Origin of the sequence: Nonomuraea cavernae, from assembly GCF_014646355.1 — a bacterium.
Taxonomy (GTDB): domain Bacteria; phylum Actinomycetota; class Actinomycetes; order Streptosporangiales; family Streptosporangiaceae; genus Nonomuraea; species Nonomuraea cavernae.
This window is the reverse complement of the sequence record NZ_BMNH01000001.1, coordinates 369,378-395,574: the sequence shown is the minus strand read 5'-3', so window position 1 is coordinate 395,574 and position 26,197 is coordinate 369,378. Positions and strand designations below refer to the sequence as shown.

Annotated in this window: 25 protein-coding genes; 10 read left to right on the top strand and 15 right to left on the bottom strand. The window is 70.8% G+C overall.

What is annotated here, in order from left to right:
* Positions 1-238: 238 nt before the first annotated feature.
* Positions 239-613: an STAS domain-containing protein gene (locus IEY82_RS01815; RefSeq protein WP_189122145.1), complete on the top strand. Its 375-nt coding sequence runs from the start codon at positions 239-241 to the stop codon at positions 611-613.
* Here the strand turns inward: IEY82_RS01815 and IEY82_RS01810 are convergent.
* From IEY82_RS01810 to IEY82_RS01795, 4 genes are all read right to left on the bottom strand, one after another.
* Positions 519-2,786, bottom strand: a complete 2,268-nt coding sequence (locus IEY82_RS01810; RefSeq protein WP_225262003.1) for a terpene synthase family protein — start codon at positions 2,784-2,786, stop codon at positions 519-521. The two genes, IEY82_RS01815 and IEY82_RS01810, sit on opposite strands and share 95 nt — an antisense overlap.
* Positions 2,783-4,135, bottom strand: a complete 1,353-nt coding sequence (locus IEY82_RS01805) for a family 2B encapsulin nanocompartment shell protein (RefSeq protein WP_225262001.1) — start codon at positions 4,133-4,135, stop codon at positions 2,783-2,785. Before IEY82_RS01805 ends, IEY82_RS01810 begins: the two co-directional genes overlap by 4 nt.
* Positions 4,136-4,204: 69 nt before the next feature.
* On the bottom strand, positions 4,205-5,611 hold the full coding sequence (locus IEY82_RS01800) for a family 2B encapsulin nanocompartment shell protein (protein WP_189122144.1): 1,407 nt from the start codon (positions 5,609-5,611) through the stop codon (positions 4,205-4,207).
* 103 nt (positions 5,612-5,714) lie between these two features.
* Complete coding sequence (locus tag IEY82_RS01795) at positions 5,715-6,764, bottom strand: polyprenyl synthetase family protein (protein WP_189122143.1); 1,050 nt, start codon at positions 6,762-6,764, stop codon at positions 5,715-5,717.
* Positions 6,765-7,123: 359 nt separating this feature from the next.
* On the opposite strand from IEY82_RS01795, the gene IEY82_RS01790 reads away from it, so the two are divergent.
* Together IEY82_RS01790 and IEY82_RS01785 are read left to right on the top strand one after the other, a co-directional pair.
* A complete protein-coding gene (locus IEY82_RS01790; RefSeq protein WP_189122142.1) occupies positions 7,124-7,684 on the top strand; it encodes a DUF4142 domain-containing protein in 561 nt (186 codons plus the stop codon).
* A gap of 85 nt (positions 7,685-7,769) precedes the next feature.
* Complete coding sequence (locus IEY82_RS01785; protein WP_189122141.1) at positions 7,770-8,810, top strand: NAD-dependent epimerase/dehydratase family protein; 1,041 nt, start codon at positions 7,770-7,772, stop codon at positions 8,808-8,810.
* A 6-nt stretch (positions 8,811-8,816) separates the two neighbouring features.
* Here IEY82_RS01785 and IEY82_RS01780 read toward each other — a convergent pair whose 3' ends face one another.
* The 5 genes from IEY82_RS01780 to IEY82_RS01760 all read right to left on the bottom strand — a co-directional run bounded on the left by IEY82_RS01780 (position 8,817) and on the right by IEY82_RS01760 (position 13,149).
* Positions 8,817-9,197 carry an STAS domain-containing protein gene (locus tag IEY82_RS01780; RefSeq protein WP_189122140.1) on the bottom strand — a complete coding sequence of 127 codons (381 nt, stop codon included), beginning with the start codon at positions 9,195-9,197 and terminating at the stop codon, positions 8,817-8,819.
* A gap of 124 nt (positions 9,198-9,321) precedes the next feature.
* Complete coding sequence (locus tag IEY82_RS01775; protein ID WP_225261999.1) at positions 9,322-9,687, bottom strand: STAS domain-containing protein; 366 nt, start codon at positions 9,685-9,687, stop codon at positions 9,322-9,324.
* The gene (locus tag IEY82_RS01770) at positions 9,684-10,994 is read right to left on the bottom strand and encodes a PP2C family protein-serine/threonine phosphatase (RefSeq protein ID WP_189122139.1); all 1,311 of its coding nucleotides are present in this window, start codon (positions 10,992-10,994) and stop codon (positions 9,684-9,686) included. The genes IEY82_RS01775 and IEY82_RS01770 overlap by 4 nt, the downstream gene beginning before the upstream one ends.
* A gap of 146 nt (positions 10,995-11,140) precedes the next feature.
* Complete coding sequence (locus IEY82_RS01765; protein WP_189122138.1) at positions 11,141-12,313, bottom strand: glycosyltransferase family 4 protein; 1,173 nt, start codon at positions 12,311-12,313, stop codon at positions 11,141-11,143.
* Positions 12,310-13,149, bottom strand: a complete 840-nt coding sequence (locus IEY82_RS01760; RefSeq protein WP_189122137.1) for a sulfotransferase family protein — start codon at positions 13,147-13,149, stop codon at positions 12,310-12,312. The genes IEY82_RS01765 and IEY82_RS01760 overlap by 4 nt, the downstream gene beginning before the upstream one ends.
* Positions 13,150-13,250: 101 nt before the next feature.
* On the opposite strand from IEY82_RS01760, the gene IEY82_RS01755 reads away from it, so the two are divergent.
* The 4 genes from IEY82_RS01755 (at position 13,251) to IEY82_RS01740 (ending at position 17,326) form a co-directional block, all read left to right on the top strand.
* Positions 13,251-13,808 (top strand): DUF6624 domain-containing protein, encoded by a 558-nt coding sequence (locus IEY82_RS01755; protein WP_308015909.1) that lies wholly within the window; start codon positions 13,251-13,253, stop codon positions 13,806-13,808.
* 23 nt (positions 13,809-13,831) lie between these two features.
* Positions 13,832-14,581: a metallophosphoesterase gene (locus IEY82_RS01750; protein ID WP_189122136.1), complete on the top strand. Its 750-nt coding sequence runs from the start codon at positions 13,832-13,834 to the stop codon at positions 14,579-14,581.
* A gap of 219 nt (positions 14,582-14,800) precedes the next feature.
* Positions 14,801-16,309, top strand: a complete 1,509-nt coding sequence (locus IEY82_RS01745) for a M28 family metallopeptidase (protein WP_189122135.1) — start codon at positions 14,801-14,803, stop codon at positions 16,307-16,309.
* A gap of 195 nt (positions 16,310-16,504) precedes the next feature.
* On the top strand, positions 16,505-17,326 hold the full coding sequence (locus IEY82_RS01740; RefSeq protein ID WP_225261995.1) for a DUF1206 domain-containing protein: 822 nt from the start codon (positions 16,505-16,507) through the stop codon (positions 17,324-17,326).
* 65 nt (positions 17,327-17,391) lie between these two features.
* Here IEY82_RS01740 and IEY82_RS01735 read toward each other — a convergent pair whose 3' ends face one another.
* Genes IEY82_RS01735 through IEY82_RS01725 form a run of 3 tightly spaced genes read right to left on the bottom strand, consistent with a single transcriptional unit; the run spans position 17,392 to position 19,854 of the window.
* Entirely contained in the window at positions 17,392-18,810 is a 1,419-nt protein-coding gene (locus tag IEY82_RS01735) for a pyridoxal phosphate-dependent decarboxylase family protein (protein ID WP_189122134.1), read from the bottom strand.
* A gap of 40 nt (positions 18,811-18,850) precedes the next feature.
* Positions 18,851-19,225, bottom strand: coding sequence for an MFS transporter (locus tag IEY82_RS01730; protein ID WP_372459670.1), 375 nt, complete (start codon positions 19,223-19,225; stop codon positions 18,851-18,853).
* Positions 19,222-19,854: a TetR/AcrR family transcriptional regulator gene (locus IEY82_RS01725; protein ID WP_189122133.1), complete on the bottom strand. Its 633-nt coding sequence runs from the start codon at positions 19,852-19,854 to the stop codon at positions 19,222-19,224. Before IEY82_RS01725 ends, IEY82_RS01730 begins: the two co-directional genes overlap by 4 nt.
* Positions 19,855-20,029: 175 nt before the next feature.
* On the opposite strand from IEY82_RS01725, the gene IEY82_RS01720 reads away from it, so the two are divergent.
* Entirely contained in the window at positions 20,030-21,259 is a 1,230-nt protein-coding gene (locus IEY82_RS01720; protein ID WP_225261993.1) for a PP2C family protein-serine/threonine phosphatase, read from the top strand.
* Positions 21,260-21,277: 18 nt separating this feature from the next.
* Here IEY82_RS01720 and IEY82_RS01715 read toward each other — a convergent pair whose 3' ends face one another.
* The 3 genes from IEY82_RS01715 to IEY82_RS01705 form a co-directional block, all read right to left on the bottom strand.
* Positions 21,278-22,444 (bottom strand): class I SAM-dependent methyltransferase, encoded by a 1,167-nt coding sequence (locus IEY82_RS01715; protein ID WP_189122132.1) that lies wholly within the window; start codon positions 22,442-22,444, stop codon positions 21,278-21,280.
* Between the two features lie 153 nt (positions 22,445-22,597).
* Entirely contained in the window at positions 22,598-22,924 is a 327-nt protein-coding gene (locus tag IEY82_RS01710) for a TraR/DksA family transcriptional regulator (protein WP_189122131.1), read from the bottom strand.
* 167 nt (positions 22,925-23,091) lie between these two features.
* The gene (locus IEY82_RS01705; RefSeq protein WP_189122130.1) at positions 23,092-23,454 is read right to left on the bottom strand and encodes a hypothetical protein; all 363 of its coding nucleotides are present in this window, start codon (positions 23,452-23,454) and stop codon (positions 23,092-23,094) included.
* Between the two features lie 102 nt (positions 23,455-23,556).
* Here IEY82_RS01705 and IEY82_RS01700 point away from each other — a divergent pair, with 102 nt between their 5' ends.
* Positions 23,557-23,904 carry a hypothetical protein gene (locus tag IEY82_RS01700; protein WP_189122129.1) on the top strand — a complete coding sequence of 116 codons (348 nt, stop codon included), beginning with the start codon at positions 23,557-23,559 and terminating at the stop codon, positions 23,902-23,904.
* Positions 23,905-23,940: 36 nt separating this feature from the next.
* Positions 23,941-26,184 (top strand): protein translocase subunit SecD, encoded by a 2,244-nt coding sequence (secD, locus tag IEY82_RS01695; RefSeq protein WP_189122128.1) that lies wholly within the window; start codon positions 23,941-23,943, stop codon positions 26,182-26,184.
* Positions 26,185-26,197: the final 13 nt, after the last annotated feature.

Sequence of the window (26,197 nt, the reverse complement as noted above, 5' to 3'; positions counted from 1 at the left end):
CGCCCGGCTGGTCGAGATACCTCGACCAGCCGGGCGTTCTGGCGTTCAGGGTGGATCTACTTAACTGTGCGCTCTAATACCACTATTTTATTGCGAATATCACGAAACAAAACACCTTTCGTGTAATCTGGTTGCGGGTTATCGTCAGCTGTCGATGGCGGTCATCCTCCCCGGTGGCAGGGCCACCGGACGGTCCGGAGACAACCCCCACGCTCGTAGAAGAGGGGGTGTGAGGCCGGTGAGCGATGACGCGGACGTCACGCGACAACTGATCTACGAGGACGACCTCGTCCGGATCACCCTGAGCGGGGCGACAGACCCTCCCCTCCTGACGCTCGTCGGCGAGATCGACGTGACCAACAGCGAGGCGCTGAGGAGGACGCTGACGTGCTGTCACCGGGACCGCGGGCAGGTGGACGTCGACACCGGCGAGCTGGCCTTCATCGACCTGTCGGGCCTGCGCGTGCTGATCATGCCCGCGGTGCCCCCGGCGGAGTGCTGGATAAGGCTGCACAACGTCACGGCGTACCAACGCCGACTGCTGACCCTGATGGGCTGGTATTACCGGACGCACCCGGAATCGGGTGACCCGGCGCTGTGGGCCTACCCATAGCGCCGAAGACGAGGGTCGCGGCCGAGGTGCCGAGACCGGTCGGCCCACCCAGCCGCCACCGCGGTGGCTGGTGGTGGCGGCGCAGGGAGGACTCGTCATAGCGTCGGCAGTCGCGATGCCAGACCAGGATCCCCGACATCCAGTGCTCCAGGTCGCGCACATAGCCGCCCAGCACGCCCCGGGCCTCCTCTGACAGCTCGAAGTCGTCGTACAGGACGGGCAGCTCGTGCTCGGCCACATGCTGGAACTGCCGCATCCGCGACGCGATCAGGTCGGCCACCACGTCCAGCGCGGCCGGATAGCCGCAGCCGAAGAAGCTCTGCACGACCAGCACGCAGTTGTGCACCTCGCCCTCGAACTCGATCTCCTTCTGGTAGGAGAAGACGTCGTTGAGCAGGGCGGCGTAGTCCATGGCTGAGTTTTCCAGCGACCGCATCGGCCCGCTGTCGTAGACCTCGCGGGGCACCTGGTCACCGTGGCTGAGGCGGCACAGGCTGGCCGTGAGCTCGGAGCCGAACGTCTTGCGCCGCATCTCGACGTAGTCGACGGGGTCGGGGATCCGGTTCGCGGTCTGGTTGTCCAGCTCCCACAGCCAGCTGTCGATCATGTCCTCGATGGCCGTGCGGAACCTGCGCCGGGCCTCGGGCTCCATCGGCCCCGCCGTGCGCGACCACAGGTCGGCGAGGCCGCGTTCGAGCGCGCTGGCCGGAGCGGGCAGCGCGGAGCCGTCGAGCGGCATGAACAGGCGGAGCCGCTCGACGGTGATGCGGGCGGCGGCCAGGTTGCGGGTGCGGCCGAAGACGACGGGGAAGTAGTCGTCGCCGTAGGTGCCCCAGGCCAGCCAGGCCGACGACAGGTCGAGCTCCTCCGGGGAGGCGTCGGGGTGGATGCCGGCTGCGCACAGCGGCAGGTCGTAGTCGGCGATCTTCTGCTCGTCCCAGACGGCCGAGCCGGTGACCCCGGGCTGCGCCTCCAGGATGCCCATCTCGTGCGCCCAGGCGATGACGTTGGCGCGGGAGCGGTCGAGGTGGGGCGAGAGGCGGGGCTCGAACGGCATGGGCAGCTCGGGAATGCGCGAGGGCCCGACGGGCTGGTGGGGGACGTGGGTGAACGACCGGATTCGCTGGGCGCCGAGGAGCCCGGTGATCGACGCCGGGCCCAGGACGCCGCCGGTCCGGGCCCGCTCGTTCATGTAGCGGCTGGAGCGCAGGTGCCACTCGTGACCGCCCGACTGCCAGTCCTGCAGCCCCTTCACGTACGCCATCACACCCGCGCAGGAGAGCGGGTCGAGGCCGTGCGCCACGAAGAGCGGGCCCAGCTCGGTGAGGGTGGTGTGCTCGAACTGCTGGAGCCGCGAGGTGAGCAGGTCGTTGACGGCGTCGGCCGCCTCCTGGGTGGTGCAGCCGAGGAACGTCTCCAGGACCAGGACGCCGTTGCTCAGCTCGCCCTCGTCCTCGACCTCCCGCTGGTAGGAGAACAGGTCGTTGCGCAGGTGGACCCCGTCGGAGAACGCGTCGCGCAGCACCCGCATCGGCCGGGAGCCGGCGATGCGGGCGGGCACCTCGGCGCCCACGGCGTGCTCGATCAGCCCCGCCGACCACGGCGCCCCGCCGACCTTGCGCCGCATCTCGATGTACTCGACCGGGTTGGGCACCCGGTGCGCGTTGATGTTGGACAGCTCCCAGAGCGACTCGTTGAGCAGATGCCGGGTGCTCTCGGCGAAGCGGGCCCGCCAGTCGGGTGAGCGGGCGGGCACCGTGCGGGCCCACAGGTCGGCCAGCCCGGCCTCCACGGGGTTGGCCGGCTCGGGCAGGCCATCGGTCAGGTCCATGGGCATGAAGGCGGGCAACCGGTCGAGATAGGCCTTGCCGCCCTTGCGGTCGCCCGACCGCTTGAACGTCTCCAGGAAGTGGTCGTCGAAGAAGAACACCCACACGTACCAGTCGGTGACCAGACTCAGCTCGGGCCCGTCGCAGTCGGGATGGGTGTAGGCGCACAGCAGGGCGTAGTCGTGGGCGCGCAGGTCGTCGAGGGTCCAGATGCCCGAGCCCTCCAGCATCCCCATGTCGTGGGCCCAGCGCTCGGAGTGCTCTCTGGCCTCCTGTACGTGCGGGTTGAGCCGAGCGGGATACGGCTGGTAGAAGTCGGGCAGTTCGAAGGGCTGACCGCTCAAGAGGTGGCTCCGATCTCGACGTGGTCCAGCATGCCGAGCGCGTCGGGCACCAGGACCGCGACGGAGTAGTAGGCGCTGACCAGGTAGGTGACGATAGCCCGCTCGTCGATGCCCATGTCGCGGACACTGAGGCCGGGCTCGCGCTCGCCGGGGAGGCCGGTCTGCCGCAGGCCGACGACGCCCTGATCGGCCTCGCCCGTCCTGAACGCGAGGATCGAGGTGGTGCCGTGGCGGGTGACCGGGAGCTTGTCGCACGGCAGGATCGGCACGCCCCGCCAGCCGGGCACCGTCCTGCCCGCGACCTCGACGGGCTGCGGGTAGACGCCCAGCCGGCTGCACTCGCGGCCGAAGGCGGCGATGGCGAGCGGGTGCGCGAGCAGATAGCGGGTCTTCTTGCGGCGGGTGAGCAACTCGTCGAGGTCGTCGGGGGTGGGCGGGCCGCCTCGGCTGGGCAGCCGCTGACGGGGATCGACGTTGTGCAGCAGCCCGAAGTCGGGATTGGTGAGCAGCTCGCGCTCCTGCGACTCGCGCACCGCCTCGACGGTCAGCCTGAGCTGCTCCTGGGTCTGGTCGATCGGTTCGCTGAACAGGTCGGCGACCCGGGTGTGCACCCGGAGCACCGCCTGGGAGACGCTCAGCTCGTAGGTGCGGGGGCTGAGCTCGTAGTCGACGAACGTGCCCGGCAGCGTGGGCTCGCCCCGGTGGCCGGCGGCCAGCTCGACGGCCGCCTCGCCGTACTTGTTGCGTGGTCTGGACGTCGCGGCCCGGTGCCGTGCGAGGTGGTCCCGGAGGGACGGCGAGCGGTCCGCCGCCACCCGGAACACCTCCCACGGCAGCGCCAGCACCGTGCACGGGGTGCGGGCCTCCAGGGTGAACCGCCAGCGCGCCTGCGGCGACGGGGGGTCGCCCCCGGCGTGGTCGCCGTCGGACAGCGTCGCCCGCACGACGCTGTCGCCGTACTGGCCGGTCTGGAGTTTGGCGGCGCGGCCGTGCACGATCAGGAGCAGGCTGCCGGCCGGCTCGCCGGCCCGCGCGATCGTCTCGCCCCGGTCGAACTCCCGCTGCTCGAACAGCCCGGCGAGCGTGTCGAGCACCGCGGCGTCGTCGAACCCGCGCAGCAGCGGCAGCTCGGTCAGGCTCGGCGGGACCACCCGTACGCGGGAGCCCGCACTCGTGAAACTCACCCGGCCGCCGCCCACCGGGTAGCTGAGCCGCCGGTTGACCCGGTAGCTTCCGCCGGCCACCTCGACCCAGGGGAGCACCCGCAGCAGCCAGCGCGGGGAGATCTCCCGCATCTGCGCGACCGTCTTGGTCGTCGTGGCGAGCGTACGCGCCGCCGCGGTGTCCAAGCTCAGCCGTGTGTCTCTCTGGTCCCGCTCCGTCACACCGAACACCGCCAATCTCCAGACCCCGGTTGTCTAGTCCTCGCGACCGATCTCGACGTCCTCGAGGACGCCGAGCGCGTCGGGCACCAGGACGGCGGCCGAGAAGTAGGCGGTGACGAGGTAGGACATGACGGCCTGCTCGTTGATGTTCATGAACCGGACCGAAAGGCTCGGTTGGTACTCGTCGGGGATGCCCGTCTGGTGCAGGCCGACGACCCCCTGGTTCTCCTGACCGGTGCGCATGAGCAGGATGGAGCTGGTGCGGGTGTCGGTGACCGGGATCTTGTTACAGGGGAAGATCGGCACCCCCCGCCAGGCCGGCACCCGGTGCCCGTTGACCTCGCTGGCCTGCGGGTAGAGCCCACGCTTGGAGCACTCCCTGCCGAAGGCCGCGATGGTCTGCGGGTGGGCCAGGAAGAAGGCCGGCTCCTTCCACACCTTGGACAGCAGGTCGTCGAGGTCGTCGGGGGTGGGCGGGCCGGTGCGGGTGCGGATGCGCTGGCTGAAGTCGGCGTTGTGCAGCAGGCCGAAGTCGCGGCTGTTGATCAGCTCGTGCTCCTGCCGCTCGCGCAGCGCCTCGATGGTCAGCCGGAGCTGCTGGTCGAGCTGGCTCATCGGCTGGTTGTAGAGGTCGGAGACCCGGGTGTGGACCCGCAGGATCGTCTGCGCGACGCTCAGCTCGTATTCGCGGGGGCTCGACTCGTAGTCGACGAACGTGCCGGGGAGCGTCGGCTCGCCGGAGTGCCCGGACGACATCTCGATCGCGGCCTCGCCGTAGTCGTTCTGGGCCTTGCCGCCGCAGTCGCGCAGCCGGTCGAGGTGCTCGCGCAGCTCGGGCGACCGGTCGAGGATCTGCTGGAAGTCCTGGCGGGACAGCGTGAGCACGGTGCACGAGGTCATCGCCTTCGCGGTGAAGCCGAAGCGGCCGGGGTCGGTCAGCAGGCTCTCACCGAGGTAGTCGCCGTCGGCCAGCACCCCGAGGCTCTGCTCGTCGCCATAGGCGCCGTGCCCGATCTTGACCACCTTGCCGTGCGCGATCAGGACGAGCTGGTCGACCGGGCCGTCCTCGGCGACGATCGCCTGGCCGGGCTCGCACTCGCGCTGGGTGAAGCGGTCGGCGAGGGCTTCGAGGATCTCCATGTCGTCGAAGCCGCGCAGCGGGGGCAACTCGGTCAGCTCGGCGGGGATGACCCGCACCTCGGCGCCCGTCGTGGTGAACGTGATGCGGCCGTCGCCCAGGGTGTAGGTGAGCCGGCGGTTGACCCGGAAGACGCCACCGGCGGTCTGCACCCATGGCAGCAGTCTCAGCAGCCAGCGGGAGGTGATCTCCTGCATCTGCGGAGGGGTCTTGGTGGTCGTGGCGAGATTGCGCGCGGCGTCGGTGCCGAGGCTGAGCTGCTGCTGGCCGTTGGGCGCGGTTGATTCGGTCGTTTCGGTCATGCTGCATCACCCATCTTGATCTGTAGGGCCTGGCCGGGGACTGCTGGAACGTTCCAGGGCGCGTGGAGACGCCGGGGGCGCTCGGGCGATGAGGTTGCTCCTTCTAGCGATCGCGATGGGCGAGCTGGACGGCGAGCACGGTGAGCGCGCTGCGCGCCTCGGGGGCGAGCGGCGCGAGCGCGAGCGCGTCGGTGGCCATCCGGACGCGGTCGTCGATCATGTCCTCGACCTCGGCCAGCGCGCCGGTCACGCGGATGATCTGACGCAACTCGGCGGCGTGCTCCTCGGTCAGCTCGGGATGGCCGTGCCAGGCGCGCAGGTAGGCCTGCTGGACGGGCGTCGCCCGCTGCACGGCGTGCGCGAACAGCACCGTGTGCTTGCCCTCGCGCAGGTCGTCGAGCGCCGACTTGCCCGTCTCGGCCGACGAGCCGAACGTGCCCAGCACGTCGTCGCGGAGCTGGAACGCCTCGCCGAGCGGCAGGCCGAAGCGGGAGTAGGAGTCGAGCAGCGCGGGCGACGCGCCGGCCAGCGCGCCGCCGATCTGCAGTGGGCGCTCGACGGTGTACTTGGCCGTCTTGTAGCGGATGACCGTGAGCGCCTCGCGTACGGTGGAGCCGGATCTGAGCTGGGCCAGCATGTCGAGGTATTGACCGCTGATGACCTCGCTGCGCATGGCGTCGAACAGGTGGTGGGCGGCGCGCAGCCGCCCGGGCTCCACCCCGCAGGACGACAGCAGGGCGTCGGACCAGGCCAGGCTGAGAGTGCCGAGCAGGATGCCGCCGGCCTGGCCGAAACTCTCGGCGCCCGGCCCCTCGTGCAGTCGCGACAGGCTGCGGTGGACGGTCGCCTGGCCGCGGCGCAGGTCGCTGCCGTCCATGATGTCGTCGTGGATGAGCAGCCCGGCGTGGCACAGCTCCAGCGCCGCCGCCGCGCTGATGATCTCGTCGCAGTCGTCGCCGCCGGCCCCGCGCCAGCCCCAGTAGCACAACTGCGGCCGGATGCGCTTGCCGCCGTTGAGGATGAAGCCGGTCAGCAGTTGGTAGGCCGCCACCACGTCGGGGTCGCTGACCGGGGCGCGCCACGACTCGAGGAACCGGCCCAGCCGATCGTCGATGCGTGGTCCCACAAGGTTGTGCGTGAAGCCGACCGTCATGGCACACCACTCCTCCCGCAAAGATTTCGCTACGTGTAGTTACTCATTCAATACGGAGCGTGTAAAGCCTCTGGCGTCACTGGAGTAATGATCGGTCCCAGCAGTCACACGCGGCGCGGGGCGCCGGGCGTCCGGACGGGTGACGAAAGCGGCTCCGGCCGACGTTGCCGGAGACGTGCGAACGGCGGTCAAGGGCGTCCATGACCAGGGCAACCTCTGTGGTCCCAACGCCAACGTCCGCCCATGAGAGATGCGGCAGGCGGCCGAAGCGCTGGACGCGACGACTACCCGGCGTATAGGCAGTGTGCCTAGTCGTAGTCGATCGTCGCCTGCTTCAGACCGATGGGGATCCCATGTCCATGCGCCGCTCATACCTGGGCCTGCTCGCCGCCGCCCTCGCCGTCACCGCCTCCGCAGGATGCGGCGGCTCCGTCACCACCGCCGGCACGGGCCTCGCGGCCTCCTCGCCGACCGCCACCAGCGCGGTGCAGCCCTCCGACCGTGACAAGACGTGGCTGCGGAAGACCCACCGGGGCAACCTGGCCGAGATCGGGGCGGGCCGGCTGGCCGAGCAGAAGGGCACCTCACAGCAGGTCAAGTCGATCGGCGAGATGCTGGTGAAGGACCACGGCGAGCTCGACAAGCAGGTCGTGGAGCTCGCCGGCAAGCTGGGGGTCAAGCTGCCGGAGGGCATGTCCGAGGACCAGCGTGCGCAGGCCAAGAAGCTGGCGAACGCCTCGTCGGCCCAGTTCGACCGCGAGTTCGTCACGCAGATGACCGCGGCGCACAAGGTCGCGATCGCCGCCACCAAGCAGGAGATCGACCGGGGCTCCTCGCCGGAGGTCGTGGCGCTGGCCAAGTCCGCGCTGCCCGCTCTGGAGGACCACCTGTCCCTGCTGGAGAAGGCGGCGGGTTCCTGACGCGGATCCCGGTCGCCGCGGGGCCATCGGGACAACACGCGAAACGTCCGGTTTCGGGCCACTGAGCAGGGGCAGCGGGGGACGCATGAAAGTGGTCGTGGTGGGGGCGACGGGGAACGTCGGCACCAGTGTGGTGCGGGCGCTGGAGGCCGACGGCGAGGTGACCTCCATCGTGGGGGTCGCCCGGCGGATGCCGAGCTGGCGCGGCGGACGTACCGAGTGGCGGCGCGCCGACGTGGTCACCGACGACCTGACGCGGATCTTCGACGGCGCCGACGCGGTGGTGCACCTCGCCTGGCTCTTCCAGCCGACCAGGGACGCCACCGTCACCTGGCGGGCGAACGTGCTGGGCAGCATGCGCGTCTTCCGGGCGGTGGCCGAGACGGGGGTGCCCACCCTGGTGCACGCCTCGTCGGTCGGCGCGTACTCGCCGGGGCCCAAGGACCGCGCGGTGGACGAGAGCTGGCCGACCCATGGCTGGCCGGGTGCCGCGTACGGCCGCGAGAAGGCCTACGTCGAGCGGGTGCTGGACGTCTTCGAGAACGACCATCCCGGCATCCGGGTGGTGCGGATGCGGCCCGGCTTCATCTTCAAGCGGGAGGCCGCGACCGAGCAGCGCCGCCTGTTCGCGGGCGCGCTCGTGCCGCGGCGGCTGATCCGGCCCGGCCGGATCCCGTTCGTGCCCGACATTCCGGGGCTTCGGCTGCAGGCCCTGCACGCCGACGACGCGGGCGAGGCCTTCCGGCTGGCCGTCACGCGGCCGGTGAGCGGGGCGTTCAACCTGGCGGCCGATCCGGTGCTCGACCCGGCCGAGCTGGCCCGGCTGCTCGGCGCCCGGACGGTGCCGGTCTCCGCCTGGGTGGCCAGGAGCGCGATGGCCGCGGGCTGGCACCTGCGGCTGCTGCCCGCCGCGCCGGGGTTGCTGGAGCTGGTGCTGCAGATCCCGATCATGAACATGGACCGGGCCCGCGACGTGCTGGGGTGGACGCCGAGGCATACGGCGGGCGAGGCCGTACAGGAGCTCATGGAGGGGCTGCACGACGGAGCCGGGCTGGACACGCCGCCGCTCGCGCCGCGTGGCGAGCCGGCCGGGGAGATCCACGCCGGAGCGGGGGTGTGGCCGTAGGGGCGGTCAGGCGACGCTGCCGCCGTTGTCGGGGGCCGGCGGAGCGAGGACGATGGTCAGGGCCTCCTCGACCGTCGCGTGCACGGGCAGGTGAGCGTCGATCCGGGTGATCTGCACCATCCGGGCGGGCATCGGCCGGAGCGCGGCCAGGCGAATGCTGCCGCCGTGCCGGACACAGTGGGTGTAGGCGTTGAGCAGCACCCTTAACCCCGAGCTGTCGAGAAAGCACACCTCGGTCATGTCGAACACGAGATGGTCGTCGGGCCGCTGGCGCGACTCGTCGATGAAGCTCTCCAGCCGGTCGGCGTTGGTGGCGTCGAGGTCGCCGCCCACAGCGATCACCGTGACGCCCGGGAGGTGCTGGCAGGCGTAGGTCAGCCACGACATCTGGTGCCCCGGGCGTCGGGCAACGGTGTTGGACTGTAGGTCGCCATGGACGAACGATAGCCCTTCGGGGCGCGCCGATCGCGGTGTACCGGGTCCCGGTTTGGCGGCGAGCCGCCGGGACGGCTCAGTCGCTCTCCGCGACGGCGGCGGTGGCCTGATCGGCGCTCGGGTACAAGGGGAACGCCTGGGACAGACCGGTCATCCGGAAGATGCGTTCGAGCCGCGAGGTGAGCCCGGCCAGGGCGATCGAGCCCCCGCGTTCCAGCATGAGCTTGCGGAAGATGAGGAAGACGCGGATGCCGGTGGAGTCGCAGAACTCCAGGCCGCTCAGGTCCAGCACGAGGTTGCGGTGCTCTGGAGCGAGCACGCCCTCGATGTCGGAGCGAAGCTCCGCGGCGTTGATGTAGTCGAGCTCGCCGGTCAGGGACAGGACGCAGACTCCCGCGCCGGTGTCGGCCGAGACCTGCGTCATGTGAACGGGTGCGGTCACCGGGAGTGCCTTTTCACGATCGGAGGTACGGTCAGGGCCAGGACGGCCGTGTCGTCGGTCAGGCCGGGGCCGAAGGCCGAGAGAGTGTCCTCGAACTGCTCCACCATGGCCTCGGCGGACTGCCCGGCGAGTTTGGCGGCCAGACCCATCAGGCTGTCCTCACCGTACATGTGCCCGGCTCGGGTCCGAGCCTCGGTGAGCCCGTCGGTGTAGAGGAGCAGCCCGTCGCCGGGCTCCAGCCGCGTGTTCGCGACGGCGAAGTGGGCCTCGGGCAGCAGCCCGACCAGCATGCCGCCCTCGGTGTGCAGGGCGTCGACGGCGCCGCTGGACCGCACCGCGAGGGCGGGCGGATGACCGCCTCCGGCCAGGCTGACCTCGACCCCGTCGCGGCCGGGCGTGAGCACGCCGTAGACGACCGTGCAGTAGCAGGGGTCGGCGCCGAGATACTCGTCGAGCAGCACCGCGTTCAGGTTGGCCAGCGCGGCGCGCGGGTCGCCGTCGTAGACGGCGGCGGCGCGCAGGGTGTGCCGGGCCAGGGCGGTCACCACGGCCGCCTCGGAGCCCTTGCCGCACACGTCGCCGAGGAAGAACGCCCAGCGGTCCTCGTCCAGGCGGAAGACGTCGTAGAAGTCGCCGCCCACCTGGTCGGCCGAGGCCACGTGGTAGAGCGTGGCGATGTCGAGCCCCGGCACCTTCGGCGGCGACGGCGGCAGCAGCACCCTGCGCAGCGTCGAGGTCAGCAGCTCCAGCCGTCGGCGCTCGGCCTCGGCCTGCTCGCGCAGCCTGCGTTCCAGGGCGACCGTGTTCATGGCCGACAGGCGCAGCTCCAGCTCACCGGCCACCACGGCGGCGAGGTCGGTCAGGGTCCGCATCTCCTGGAAGGTGGTCTCGCGCGGCTGGTCGCCCAGCACGTTGACGGTGCCCAGCCGGTGGCCGTCGGCCGTGATGATCGGGGCGGCGGCGTAGAAGCGCACGCCGAGCTGGCTCACCAGGGGGTTCGCGGCGGTCCGCGGGTCGGTCAGGGCGTCGGACACGCTGTAGGGGTCGGACTGCAGGATCACCGACGCGCAGAGCCCGGGGTGGCGGGGGATCTGGCAGAGCCCCTCGGGCAGGCCGGTGTGCGCCCTGAACCAGACGTGGTCCTCGCCCACGATCGTCACCGAGGCCATGGGCACGTCGAAGACCCGGGCGGCGAGCAGGGCGATCCGGTCGAATGTGCCGTCGGGTGGCATGTCCAGAATCCGGTAACGGCGCACCGCCGCCAGTCTCGCCGTCTCCACTTCGGGGTCGATCAGCGTTGCCGTCATATGGTCGCGGTCACCGTTTCTTAGAGGAGTCTCCCCAAAAGTGTACTAAAACCTCAAAAATGCAGATGTCTACCGTTAATGGAGATAACTTCGCTTGAGTAGTGCACATATCGAGCATACGGCCAGCTCGGCGGCGTTGTGATCGGTCAACTGGTCCAGTGGGTGTCGATGATCGGCTCCCGGGAGAGAAGCTCGGAGAAAAGGTCCTCCCAAAGCGGCATGATGACGTCGGGCGCGTAGTTCAGGGCGGTCTGCGCGGCCGCCGCGCCGATGCGCAGGCGCAGCTCGCGGTCGCCCATCAGCCGGTCGAGGGCCGCGGCCAGCCCGTCGACGTCCTCGGGCGGCACGAGCAGCCCGTCGACCTCGGGCGTCAGGACGTCGGCCGGGCCCGTCGGGCAGTCGAACGCCGCCACCGGCAGGCCCTGACCCATCGCCTCGATCATCACCATCGGCAGCCCCTCGAAGCGGGACGACAGCGCGTAGATCGACGCGTTCGCGAGCTCCTTGTCCAGCCGGTCGGTACGCCCCATCAGCCGGATCCGGTCGCCCATCTCGTGCTCCTCGATGAGCGAGGCCAGGTGGTCCTTCTTCGGACCCGAGCCGAAGATGCGCAACTGCCAGCCGGGATGCCGCTCGGCTGCCCTGGCGAACGCGGGGATGAGCAGGTCGTAGCCCTTCTGCCGGACCAGCCGCCCGGCCGTCACCACGATCGGGTCGGTCTGCCGGGACGGCTCGTGCGAAAGGTGGACGGCGTTGGGGATGCGCACGACGGGCGTGCGGGGCAGCAGCGCGCGGTATTCGCGCTGGTTGGTCTTCGTGAGCACGACCACGGCGTCGAAGCGGCCGTAGTAGCGGGCGATCTCCTTGCGGACCGGCTCGGGATAGGCGGCCAGGTTCATGTGGTCCTGCGCCACCCTGATGACGCCCTTGGGAGTGCGGCGGGCGGAGATCAGGTTGAGGGCCGGCCGGGTGGTCACCAGGATGCCGTCGTCGAGGCCGGACACGTAGTCGATGACCGCCTTCTCCACCCGCTCGGTGAAGTATTCGGCGGCGAACTCGCCCCACGGGACCATCTTGCCCCGCAGCCGCCGCCACACCTTGCGGCCCAGCGAGTCGGCGAGGATCCGCTCACGCTGGTCGACCAGCGTCACGATCTTCACCCGGGAGTCGAGGCCGAACTGCGGGGCGTTGCGCCGGCGGATGACGCTGACGATCTCCACCTGGTGGCCGAGCTCCGCCATCGCGCCCGCCTGGTTGAACACCGTGCGGATCGTGCCGCCCAGTCCGTACGCGTGCAACAGCAGATAGCGGATCTTCACAGGTAACCCCAGCTTTGGCACATCGGCTTGAGGATCTCGGGGATCTCCTCGGGCGTAGGGAGATCGCGGCCGGGCTGCACCGTGCCCGAGCGGATCTTGTCCTGCCAGTCGCCCAGCCCCTTGCGGATGACGCCCGGCTGCCCGTAGTCGAGCATCTCGGGTGCCCACGGAATGGAGAGGAACTCGCAGATGGCCCGCGTCTCGCGCTCGGGATCGGTGGTCAGGCTCTCGTAGCGCACGGTCAGGCCGGTCAGCCCCTTGCGTGCCCGCTGCACCGCCTTCATGTAGCGCAGGGCGTCGGCCGCGGCCTCGGCCCGGGTGCGCTTGTCGGGGCTGGCCTCGTACCAGGAGGTGGCGATGGAGGCGGGGTGACGCAGCAGGAAGACGAAGCGGGCGTCGGGCCAGCAGGTGGCGATGCGCTGGTAGGCGAAGGAGTTGGCGGGGGTCTTGTCCACGATGTACTGCTTGCCGCTTCGTACCAGCTCGCGGTGGAGCACGCGGTCCCACAGCAGGTGTTCGAGGTCGGCCTGGTTGTGGCCGAGCGCTTCCATGGCCTTGCGGGCCAGGGAGGTGCCGAAGCCGACGCTGAGGCGGCGTACGTGGAGCTCGTGCGGCGCGTGCAGGAGCGGGTGGGCGTCGAGCATCGCGCGCAGCAGGGTGGAGCCGGAGCGCACGGGTGACAGGATGAACACCGGCTCGGTGAGAAGTCTGTCGGTGGCGGGATCCGCGGGCGGCCTGACCGCGCTCTCGGGCGGTGGAGTAGCCTTCCTGACCCGCTCGAAACGGACACCCGCGTATCTGCCGAGCGCCGAGTTGAGCTTCGTCTGCCAGGTCATGCGGATGAAGGCTACCCAGAAAACCTGGGCATTCCCTGGGAGCGACCCCTCGCCTACGGTCGTGGTGGGGTTTGCGGGCAGGAGGGCTCGACGTGCGCGCGATGGTGTCATGGCTCCTGGTGTTCGCCGCGGTCTCGATGCTCCCCGCATGCGGCGCCGCCGGACCGCGCGAGCCGGGGCTGAGGAGTGAGCTGTTGCGGATGCTCGACCGCGACCAGGCGTTCAGGACCATGGAGGCGCCCGAGGAACAGTGGCGGCGGGTCGAGGAGGCCAACACCCTGCGCATGAAGCAGATCCTCGACACGTACGGCTGGCCGGGCCGGTCGCTGGTCGGCGAGGACGGCGCCAAGGCGGCGTGGGCCCTGGTCCAGCACTCCGATCTCGACCTCGCCTTCCAGCGCAGGGGGCTCGTCCTGATGCGGAAGGCGGTGGACGACGGCGACGCCGAGCCGAGCGAGCTGGCCTTCCTGGAGGACCGGGTACGGGTCGCCGAGGGCCGCCCGCAGGTCTACGGCACGCAGTGGGAGCTGACGCCCGAGGGCGAGTGGCGTCCGCGGACGCCGATCGAGGACGAGGCCCGCGTGGACGAGCGCCGGGCCGGGGCCGGGATGAAGCCGCTGCGCGAGTACCTGCGTGAGCTGCGCACCTTGGCCGGATGATCCGGTGGTGAAAAAATCTAGACATGATCGTGATTGCCCATCTCAGCGACACACATCTCGACGACACCCCGCGCAGCATCGAGCGGACGCGCAGGGTCGCCGAGTTCCTCGACGGCCTGCCCTACGACTTCGACGCCGTGCTGGTCACCGGTGACATCGCCGACCACGGCCGGGCCTCGGAGTACGAGGAGGCCCGCAAGCTGCTGGACTTCCGTCACCCCACGTTCATGGGCCCCGGAAACCACGACGACCGGGCGGAGTTCCGCCGGGTGCTGCTGGGCGAGCCGCCCAGCACGGCCCCGATCAACCAGGTGCACCGCACGCCCAAGGCCGTCTACGCGCTGTGCGACTCCACCATCCCGGGCGAGGACGCCGGGCATCTGGCCGACGAGACGCTCGACTGGCTCGCCGGCGTGCTCGACGACACCCCGGCCGACGTCCCGGTGATCGTGGCCTTCCACCACCAGCCGATCGTGCTGCACCACCGGGGCATCGACCCCATCGGCCTGCGCGAGCCCGACCGGCTCGCCGAGCTGGTCGGACGGCATCCGAACATCGCGGCGGTCCTGTGCGGCCACTGCCACGCGGCGGTCGCCTCCGACTTCGGCGGGCGTCCGCTGCGGGCGGCTCCGGGCGTGGTCTCCAGTCTGAAGCTGCCGTGGGAGTCGGGCGCGAGCCTGGCCGAGGACATCGACTACGACGTCGCGCCGTCGCTGGCCTTCCACATTCTCGACGGCGGCCGGTTGCTGACCTACTACCGCGTGGTCGGCTGACCGTGCGGTGGCTCTGATCTGCTCCGGGGTGGTTTGCCAGATCTATCGGTGAGGGGAAGAACTTCTCACCGATGTCCGGCTCGTCATGGTGTTCGGGATTCGTCCATCGGTCACCACTCACAGGTTGGGCCCTAGGCGGGCCTTGATTGTGGGGTTAAGTTCCAATAGGCGCTGTCTCGGGGGATCTTGCAGCGCATTTGGTGTCGTTGGAGGATCCACATGCGCGTTTCCCTGATGAAGGGCGTCACTGCCGTGCTCGCGGCACTCGCCCTTCCCCTGGCCCTGGCCACTCCGGCCAGTGCCGGCCCGGTCGACGACGTCTTCGCCAAGCTCCTGGTGAAGCAGGTCAAGGGCGCTAACGTGACAAAGCACCTGAACGCCCTGCAGGCCATCGCCAACGCCAACGGTGGCACCCGTGCGGCGGGGACGCCCGGCTACGACGCTTCCCGCGACTACGTGGCGGACAAGCTGCGCAAGGCCGGCTACAAGGTCACACTCGACGCGATCGACTTCGTCCAGGGCTGGACCGAGAACAACCCGCCCACCCTGGAGATCCCAGGACAGAAGACCTACGTCCCGAACGAGGACTTCCACACCTTCCAGCCCTCGCCCGCCGGTGACGTGACGGCGCAGGTCCAGGGGGTGGACCTGACCCTTCCGCCGACACCCACGCCGACCTCCACCAGTGGTTGCGAGACGTCGGACTTCGCGGGATTCGTCCCGGGCAACATCGCGCTCATCCAGCGGGGCACCTGCGCGTTCGCCGCCAAGATCCGCAACGCCGGGTTCGCCGGCGCCTCCGGCATCATCGTCTTCAACGAGGGCCAGCCGGGCCGCACCGACGCCTTCCCGCTGGACATCGGCGAGTGGCGGGCCGGCGTGCCGATGGTCTTCGCCGACTTCGCGGTGGGCAACGAGCTGGCGGCCACGCCGGGCACGACCGTACGCCTCAAGGTCGACGCCACGCTCCAGCTCGGCACCAACCACAACGTGATCGCCGAGACCCGTGGCGGCGACCCGGGCAAGGTCGTGATGGTGGGCGCCCACCTCGACAGCGTCCCGGAGGGGCCCGGCATCAACGACAACGGCTCCGGCAGCGCGGCCATCCTGGAGACCGCCCTGCAGATGAAGCACTACCCGGTCAAGAACAAGGTCCGGTTCGCCTTCTGGGCCGCGGAGGAGATCGGCCTGCTCGGCTCCGACCAGTACGTCGAGGAGCTCACCCAGGCACAGCGTGACCGGATCAAGGTCTACCTGAACTTCGACATGGTGGCCTCGCCCAACTACGCCTACAAGCTGTACGACGGCGACGACTCCGACGGCGCCGGCAGCCCGGCCGGCCCGCCCGGATCGGCCCAGATCGAGAAGCAGCTCGAATCCTTCTTCGACAGCCGCGGCCTGGCCCACGTCGGCACCGACTTCGACGGCCGCTCCGACTACGGCCCGTTCATCGCGGTGGGCATCCCCTCCGGCGGCATCTTCACCGGCGCCGAGGGCATCAAGACGCCCGAGGAGGCCGCCCTGTTCGGCGGGACCGCGGGCGTGGCCTACGACGTCTGCTACCACCAGGCGTGCGACACGACCGCGAACATCAACGCGACCGCGCTCGACGTCAACGCCGACGCGATCGCCGACTCGACCGCCAGGTTCGCCTTCAACCTCCGGTCCATCCCGGCCCGTGACACCGCCGCCGCGGCGGACCGCGTCGCGGTGAAGTCCGCCGGCTGATCCCGGCTCCGAGGAGGGCGGTCACCTCGGTGGCCGCCCTCCTTCGCGTGGTGGCGAGCCCGCCGCCGTTCCGCCTTCCGCCGGCTGCCGAAAAGGGTTCCCGTCGTGGTCAGCGGCCGGATGCGGTCAGCGAAGGCGTACAACGTCTGTTTCAGGGCACTTTGCCATTCCTTGACCGACACTTGAGGAGGAACGGTGAGCACTGCGGAGCAGGCGGGGCGCCAGGCGCAGTCCATGGCGCGCCGGGCAGCCGACCATCCGGCACTGGACCGGCTCGCCAGGGTCGGCCTGGCGTGCCGCGGGGTGCTGTACGCGCTGATCGGGGTGCTGGCGGTACAGATCGCCATCGGCGGCGGCAGCAAGGAACAGGCCGACAAAGGCGGCGCGATCGCCGCCGTGGCGGATCTGCCGTTCGGGGAGGTGATTCTGTGGATCATGGTGGTGGGCTTCGCCGCCCTGGCGCTGTGGCAGGCCACGGAGGCGCTGTTCGGCGGTCTCAAGACCGCTGACCGCGCCGAGGCGGCCGTCCGGACCGGTGTGTACGTGCTGGTCTGCTTCACGCTGCTGTCGATGCTGCTGTCCGGCAAGGCCACGTCCGACGACGAGAAGTCGCAGGACGTGACCGCCAAGCTGCTCGAACTGCCGGGCGGCCAGCTGATCGTCGGCGCCATCGGCCTCGCCGTTCTCGGCGTGGGCGTCTACTGGATCCACTCGGGGATCAAGAAGAAGTTCCTCGAGGAGCTCAACCTCGGCCAGATGTCGCCGCGCGCCCGCTCGGTCATGGAGCGGCTCGGCATGGCCGGCTACATCGCCCGCGGCGCGATCGCCGGGCTGGCCGGGATCTTCGTCGTCCAGGCGGCGATCACCTACGACCCGGACAAGGCCGGCGGCATGGACCACGCGCTCCGGGCGTTCGCCGACACCCCGGTCGGGCCGTGGCTGCTGGTGCTGATCGCCCTCGGCCTGGTGCTCTTCGCCGGCTACTGCTTCGGCGAGTCGCGCTGGCGCCGCACCTGACCGTCACCCGAAGCGGGTTGGTGGCCGAACCTCACGGAGGTGAGGCCACCCATCCGCTCGCCCGCCTACTGGTAGATCACGGACAGGAATCTCACCAGCACCGCCTCGCGGGTGGCCGCCGGCAGCGCGTCGAGCACGGCGTTGACCACGGCCATCTCCGGCTGCCCGGCGCCCGGCCGGAGGTCCACGCCGACGGAGGCGGCCAGTTCGGCGAAGGTGGCGTCGTCCAGGGACTCCAGGTCGAGCCCGGCGATCAGGTCGACCAGGCCCTCCGGCAGCTCGGCGGGGCCGCGCGACCGGGCCGCCTCGGCCGACTCGGCGATCACCTGGAGCATCGCCTCGACCCCGGCCAGCGTCACCCCGGTCACCGTGATGTGCAGGTTGGCCGGAATGCCGGCGTAGGACAGCTGCGGCTGCAGGAACCAGCCCCGGGCGCGGGCCTCGTCGGCCAGCGTGAACACGTCGACGTCGGTGCCCCGGAAGGCGATGAGCGACGAGTCCGGCTCGCCGAGCACCTCCAGGCCAGGGATCTCGGCGATCCCCGCCCGTAACCGGGCGGCCGCCCGCAGCGTGGACCGGCCGAGCTCCAGGTAACCCTCCCTGCCCAGCGCGCGCAGGGTGGCCCAGGCGCCGCCCAGCGGACCGGCCGACCGGGAGCTCTGCACGGTGGCGTTGATGATCGTGTAACCGGGCCAGGCGGCCGACGCGAAGTACGCCTTGCGGCGCATCGCCGGGTCGGCGAACAGCAGCACCGAGGCGCCCTTCGGGGCGTAGCCGAACTTGTGCAGGTCACAGGAGAGCGAGGTGACACCGGGCACCGACAGGTCGAACGGCGGCACGTCCGCTCCCGCCTCGCGCAGCCACGGCAGCAGCCAGCCGCCCACGCACGCGTCGACGTGGCAGGGCACGTTCGCGGCGGCGGCCACGGCGGCCACCTCCTCGATCGGGTCCACGACGCCCTGCGGGTAGGAGGGCGCGGAGGCGACGACCAGCACGGTGTCCTCGTCGATCGCCTCCTTGATCCCCAGCGCCGGCACCCGGTAGGTGCCGAGGTCCACGGGCACCGGGCGGACGGTCACCCCGAGGTAGTGGGCCGCCTTGTGGAAGGCGGGATGGGCGGTGACGGGCAGCACCAGGTTGGGCCGCTCACGCCCGGCCGCGTCGCGGGCCGCCTTCACCGCCAGCATGATCGACTCGGTGCCGCCGCTGGTGAAGATGCCGTGGCCGCCGCCGAGCAGGTCGGCCACCGCGCCGACGACCTGCTTCTCCATCTCGACGATGCTGGGGAAGGCGGTCGGGTCCAGGCAGTTGACCTCCAGCATCTCGAAGTAGGCACGGGCCGCCGCCTCGTGCACCTCGCCGCGCCCGGTGTCGTAGACGTAGGCCGTGACCTGGCCGCCTCGTACGGGCAGGTCGTGCTCCTTGAGCCGGGCGACCTCCGCCAGCAGCTCCTCGACGGTCGCGCCGGTTTCGGGCAGATTCACACGTTCTCCTTAACTCGTACTCCTTCATTCGAAATTCCGGTCAGCCGGCCGTACCGGACGATGAACGGCAGGCTGAGCAGCATGAGGACCGCGGGCAGCGCGGTGAAGCCGAAGGCACCGCGAACATCAGCGCGAACGCCAGGGGCAGCCCGACCGCCCCGGCCAGCATCAGCCGGGTCCGCCTCCCCATGCGCACGGCCTCGCGGTCGCTGGCGGCGCCCACGAGCGGGTTGAGCAGCACGTCCCAGATCTTCGGCACGACCAGCACGGCGCCGGCCACGGCGGCGGGCACGCCGAGCATGTCGGTCAGGTAGTAGAGGAGGAGCAGCCCGGGGACGGCGGAGAACACGCCGGTGCCGACCGAGCCCGCGCCGTAGCCGAGTAAGCGGCCCCTGCCGAGCCGCTCCGCGCTCACGGGGCGTCGCCCGGCAGGCGGAGCATGCGGTGCACTAGCTGGTGCAGGTGGGCGCGGAAGCGGCGCAGCTCGACCCGGTCGTCGGTGCCGTGACGGTTGCCCTGCTCGTCCAGCACGCCGCCCTTGGCGAAGCCGTGGACGCACCAGACGACCGTCCACACGGCGTACTCCACGTCGGCCGAGGAGTCGATCACGCCGGCCGCGACCACCGGCCGCAGCGCCTCCATCACCGCGGACATCAGCGGCTGCACGTACTGCTGTTCCAGCTCGGTCAGGTCGCTGGCGTCGGACAGCCAGCGGTGCATCCACAGCGCGGGGACCTCGGGGTTCTCCACGCTGAAGTCGAGGTAGTCGTCGACCACCCGGTGGATCGCCAGGACGGGGTTCGTGCCCGACAGGTCGGACAGCGACGCCTCCAGCATCATCCGTTCGGCCCGGTGGGCGCGCTCCATCACGGCCAGGTAGAGCTCGCGCTTGCCGCCCATGTGGTAGTTGACGGTGGCGATGTTCAGGCCCGCCGCGTCGGCGATCGCCCGGGTGGAGGTGCCGTCGTAGCCCAGTGCCGCGAACAGTTGTGTGGCGACCTTCAGGATGAGAGCGACCTGGCCGCGGTTGTCGGCGGATGTCATGTCGCAGAAGGTAGTCGCCGGGCCGATTCCCGGTCAATCGCTTGATGGAAAGATTCGGCCATTATCTTCTCGAATAGGAGCAAAACGGATATTTCATACGATGTGTCACAGGAGGGTACGTCTCCAGATCGGGGTAGAGGACGGAGGCCGGACGACCACCGGGAGGACCAAGGCGATGATCGCCGACCACGGCGTGCTCCGCATGCTCACCGGACTACTGGACGACAGCCACCTGGCCTCGCTGGAACAGCTTCCGGAGCTGGTCCAGAAGCACGCCGCGCTCGCGGGCCTCGACGAGGTGAGCGTCTACCTGGTGGACCTGCAGCAACACCTGCTGCGCCTGGTGACCGGGAGCGGCGGCGACGCGCAGCAGACCTTCGGGGAGCGACCGGCCGAGTTGCGGGTCGAGGCCACGCTGGCCGGGCGGGCGTTCCAGGAGGTGCGGGTGCTTCCCATGCCGGCGACGGAGCAGGGGCCGGCCGGCTGGTGGGTGCCGCTGCTCGACGGCACCGAACGGCTCGGCCTGCTGCAGGTCAGGGTCGCCGACCCGGACGACGGCGTCGAGGAGGTCATGCGGCACCTGGCCTCCCTGGTGGCGCTCATGCTGGTCAGCCTGCGGACGCGCAGCGACACCTACGCCCGGCTGGTGCGTTCGCGGCCGATGCACGTCGCCGCCGAGATGCAGTGGCAGCTGACGCCGCCGCTGACGTTCGCCACCGAGGACGTGACGATCGCGGCGGTCATGGAACCGGCCTACGAGGTGGGCGGCGACGCCTTCGACTACGCCCTGGCCGGCGACGTCGCGCACCTGGCGGTCTTCGACGCCATGGGCCACGACGTCGCCGCCGGGCTGACCGCCAACCTGGCCATGGCGGCCTGCCGCAACCACCGCCGCCAGTACATGGGGCTGGTCGCCAACAGCGAGGCGATCGAGCAGGTGCTGATCGAGGAGTTCGGGCGGACGACCCGCTACGTCACCGCGATCATGGCCGAGCTGAACGTGCGCACCGGCCTGCTCTCCTGGGTCAACCGCGGCCACCACCCGCCGGTGGTCATCCGCGGCGGCCGGTGGGCCACCGTCCTGGAATGCCCGCCCTCCCACCCGCTCGGGCTCGACCTGGGCCTGCCCCTCGCCCTCTGCCAGGAACAACTGGAGCCGGGCGACCGGGTGCTGTTCTTCACCGACGGCATCATCGAGGCGGGCGGCCGCGCCGGCCGGGAGTTCGGCCTGCACAGGTTCATCGACTTCATGATCCGCCACAGCTCCGCCAGCCTGCCCGTGCCCGAGACCCTGCGGCGGCTGGTCAAGAGCGTCATGAAGTACCACCAGGACGAACTCGACGACGACGCCACGGTGCTGCTGACCGAATGGCACGGCCCCGCCGCCGACCGGCTGCGGATCTGAGTCCTCCGGCGGCCGCCCTCAGGTGGCCATCTCGCTGGAGTCGGTCAGGTCACGCGGACCCGCCGGCGCGGACGGCGCGGGCGGCACGGACGACACGGGCGGCAGACCGGCCCGCCGCAGCCGGTGCACCTTCAGCCCGTCGCCCCAGCGGGTGATCGCCTCCTCGTCGGCGAAGGCCAGGGCGCGCATCATGTTGCCGCCGTCGGTCGCGTCCACCGCGCGGCGCAGCCGCCACTGCAGCGGCCCCGCCATCCGGGCGGTGCCCGCCTCGATCGTGTCGCCGTAGTGCGGCGCGTACGCGACCCCGGCGAATCCGGTACGGCGGAGCAGCGTCGGCAGCGTCTCGGACGAGTAGAACATCAGGTGATTCTTGGTGAAGCCGCTCCACGCCGACCCGTACGCCTTGAGCTGCAGCGACCGGGCGTTGACGGTCAGGATGAGCAGCACGCCGCCGGGCGCGAGCAGGTCGCGGAACTTCTGGAAGTCGTCGAGCGGCCTCGGCAGGTGCGCGAGCACCGACCAGAGCGTGATGACGTCGAACCCGCCCGCCGCGATCTCCGGCACGTCCTCGGGCGCGCCGTGGTAGGCCCGCGCCCGGGTGAGCCGCGCGTTGGCCCGCTCGACGGAGTCGGGCGACAGGTCCACCCCGCACGCGTCGAACCCGCGCTGCTCGGCCAGCTCCAGGAACAACCCGACCCCCGAGCCGAAGTCGAGCAGCCGCCTCCCCTCGCCCTGGTCGAGCACGGGTGAGAACGCCTCCATGGTCAGCTGGTAGCGGCGCTGCCGATTGGCCGCGTAGGCGCCGGTCAGGAAGCCGCTGTAACCGGAGGAGTAGAGATCGCCGAGCCGCTCGGGCCGGACGTTGGGATTGCGGTAGAGGAATCCGCACGACGGGCACCGGACGACGTGGTAGTGCCAGCCCTTGTCGCCCCTCGGCTCGAACAGCGGTTGCTGCCGCGGCTCACCGCACAGCATGCAGCTCAGGAACTCCTCGATCTCACCGAGCTCCCGCGTCGCCGCGTACTCCTCCAGGGACAGGACCGGCGTCCGGCGCAGCCGCCACCGCCACTGGACCTGGCGGGCGAACCGCTCGCCTGGACGTACGTAGACGCGCTGCCCCACGGGCAGGCGGTCGTAGCGGGAACCGTAGGCCAGCCGGCCGAGGACACGCCGGGCAGAGATCATCGCAGAACACCCCAAATGAAGTCGGATGCCTTGAGGCCTTGCCTGCGCTGACTAGGCGTAGTCCATGCAAACGGTCTAGGAACGGTCCGGTAAGCGCCGATCTCCGCGCCGACCCCCGGCCGCGCCGCTCACGGGCGGCCGGGGGCGGCGCGCTCAGGCGGCTTCGTGCCGCCGCTGGCAGGTGATGCAGTAGCGCGACAGCGGGCGGATCTTCAGCCGCTCGTACGGAATGCCGGCTTCGCAGTGGGCGCAGCGGCCGTAGCTGCCGTCGTCCAGCCGGTCGAGGGCCTGCTGGGTCTCGTTGATCGCCCGGTCGGCGGCGGCGATGGCGGCCATCAGGTCCTGCCAGCCCATGTCGGCGCCGTTGCCGCTGTCCGCCGACGACTTGAGGCTGTCCAGCTGGGTCTCCCGGCGCCGCAGCTGCTCCCGCAGCTCCTCGCGCAGGGTCTGGATCTGGATGCTGCTGAGTTCGATGATCATGTGAAGTCCTTCCGGAAGGTACGTCTCAGCCGGTGGTCACCTGCGCCGCGTGGCTGGGCAGCACGCGTGGGCGGACGCTCGCGGGACCCACCGGTGATCGGATGCGGGCACGCGCGAGCGCCCGCGGGCCATGGGCCTGCGCGGGCAGGGAGAGATGCGGGAAACGGTCAGATCAGCGGAGGACTGCGCGAGTCGGCCGAACGGTAGGCGAACTGCTGAGGGCTGCGGATCGAGCCGGTGTCGGCGCCCGTGGCGGCCGGCAGCGGAAGGCGGGGCGCCTCCGGCCGCGACCCGCGGCGGAGCGGCGGCCACAGGGAGGGCAGGTGCTCGCGCGCGCCGGCGAAGGCCGACGGCATGCTCGACGACTGCGCGATCCAGTCTCCGGACCCGATCGGGTCGGCCCAGCGGCGCGAGGGATCACCCCCGGCCCAGGCCGGGGTGGAGACGGTCAGGAACATGGACAGCACGAGCAGGCCCACCGCGACCGAGAAGGCGGTGGACCGGCGTGGAACCTGCCACGACCTGCCCATGAGCTCGACCATAGCCCAGCCCGCGCGGAAAGGCATGTGGGTAATACCCCGGGTAGATTGACGGCCGGGGTACGGTTGGCCGAACCGGTCGAGGAGGGGATCATGCGCACCAGGCTGCCTGCCGCGCTTCTCCTCCTGCTGTCCATGTTCGCGCTCGTGGGCGGCCACAGCGCCGACGCCGCCGGTCACGGCAAGGCCGTCTCCGCTCCGATCGGGGTCTGGCAGAACGACTTCGCGTTCGGCGGCCTGATCCCGGACGACGGCGTGCCCCGGATGCACGCCCACACGGGCGGGCACGCCGTGGCGGGCGCCATCGCCGTGCTGCCCGTCACCTCCTGGCACGCGCGGGACCTCCGGTCCGTGCCCGCCGGGCTCGTCGGCGAGGTCCTCCCCTCGCAGCCGGGCCACCGGGTCGCCCCCGCCCGCGCACCACCCTCCACGACGCTCTGACGTCCTCTTTCTCATCCGAAGCCCGTGGAGGCTCCCATGTCACGTGCGCCGTTGTGGCGCGCGCTGGTCGCGTGCGTCATCGTGGCCGCCGCATTTCTGATCGCTTTCACCATGTCGCCACGCCTCGGCCTCGACCTGCGCGGCGGCACCCAGCTGGTCTTCGAGACCCGCGACACCCCGACGGTCAAGGCCGACTCCGAGGCCACCGACCGTGCTCTCGACGTGCTCCGGCGCCGGGCCGACGCGCTCGGCGTGGTCGACCCCACCTTGGTCCGGTCGGGCGAGCAGCGGATCATCGTGGAACTGCCCGGCGTGCTCGACCCGCGCCAGGCCGCCGAGGTGATCGGCCGGACCGCGCAGCTCACCTTCCACCCGGTCACCGGCGAGGCGAAGCCGGACGACAAGGAGGCGCTGGCGGACGAGTCCGGGCAGCGGCTCTCGCTCGGCCCCGCCGCGATCACCGGCGACGGGGTGACCGACGCCGCGGCGGCGACCGACCCCCAGATGGGGCCCGGCTGGTTCGTCACCATCGACTTCCGCGAGGCCGGCGCCTGGCAGAAGCTGACCGGGGCCGCCGCCTGCGAGGCCGTCGGCGACCCCAAGCGCCGGGTCGCGATCGTGCTGGACAAGGAGATCATCTCCTCGCCGCAGGTCGACCCGTCCGTGCCCTGCCGCGGCGGCATTCCCGGCGGCTCGACGCAGATCACCGGCTCCTTCAGCTCGGAGGAGGCGAAGAACCTGGCCATCCTGGTCAAGGGCGGCGCGCTGCCGGTGCCGCTGGAGATGATCGAGCAGCGGACCGTCGGTCCCACGCTCGGCTCGGCGGCCATCGAGGCGAGCGCCAAGGCGGGCATCGCCGGAGTGATCCTGACGGCGCTGTTCATCATCGCGATCTACCGGCTGGTCGGCCTGATGGCCGCGATCGCGCTGGGCGCGTACGGGCTGATCTCCTACGCCGCGCTCGTCGCCCTGGGGGCGACGCTCACCTTGCCGGGTCTGGCCGGCTTCGTGCTGGCCATCGGCATGGCGGTGGACGCCAACGTGCTGGTCTTCGAGCGGGCCAGGGAGGAGTACGCCGTATCGTCCCGCCGGGGGCTGAGATCGGCCCTGGACCGAGGGTTCAAGAACGCCTGGAGCGCCATCGCCGACTCCAACATCACCACGCTCGTGGCGGCGGGCCTGCTGTTCTGGCTGGCCTCTGGGCCGGTACGAGGCTTCGGCGTGACGCTGGCCATCGGTGTGATCGCCTCGCTGATCTCGGCGATGATCATCACCCGGGCCCTCACTCAGCTGATCATCAGCCGGGTCGGCCCGCGCATGTCGGGGCTCGGCGACGTCGGCCGGGTCAGGACCTGGATCACCAGGCGTAACTTCGACCTGATGCGGCGCGGCCGGCTCTGGCTGGCCATCTCCGTCGCGGTGCTCGCCACCGCCGTCGCCGGGCTCTCCTTCCAGGGCCTGAACTTCGGGGTCGAGTTCACCGGCGGCCGGATCGTCGAGTTCGCCACCCAGCGACCGGTCGACGCCGAGACGGCCCGGCAGGTCGTGGCCGACGCCGGGCATCCCACGGCGGTCGTCCAGTCGTCGGGCGACGCCATCTCGGTGCGCACCGGGCAGATCACCTCCGACGACGTGGTCGCCATCGAGAAGGCGCTCGACACCGAGGTGGGCGAGGTGAACAAGCAGCGCGACGAGCTGATCGGCCCCAGCCTGGGCGAGGAGCTGCGCCGCAACGCGCTCATCGCGCTGGGCGTGGCCCTGGCCGCCCAGCTGCTGTACCTGGCGGTCAGGTTCAGGTGGACGTTCGGCACGGCCGCGGTGCTGGCGCTGGTGGTGGACACGGCCGCCGTGGTCGGTGCCTTCGCCTGGCTGGGCAAGCCGATCGACGGCGTCTTCCTGGCGGCGATGCTGACCATCATCGGCTACTCGGTCAACGACAAGGTGGTGGTGTTCGACCGGGTGCGGGAGATGTGGGCGGCGCAACGCAAGGCGCCGTTCGCGCAGGTCGTCAACGGCGCGATCCTGCAGACCGTGCCGCGTACCGTCAACACCGGCCTGGGCGCGCTGTTCATCCTGGCCGCGCTGGCCGTCTTCGGCGGTGACTCGCTGCGCGACTTCGCCATCGCGCTCATCATCGGCATCGTGGCCGGCACCGCCTCCTCGTCGTTCGTGGCCGGGCCGCTGGCGATCGAGCTGGAGAGGTTCAGCAAGCAGCCGCCGCCCGAGCCGCCCAAGGCGCGGACGCCCCGATCCCGCGACGGCAGCGGGGCGGTGGTGTAGCCCGGCGCCCGGC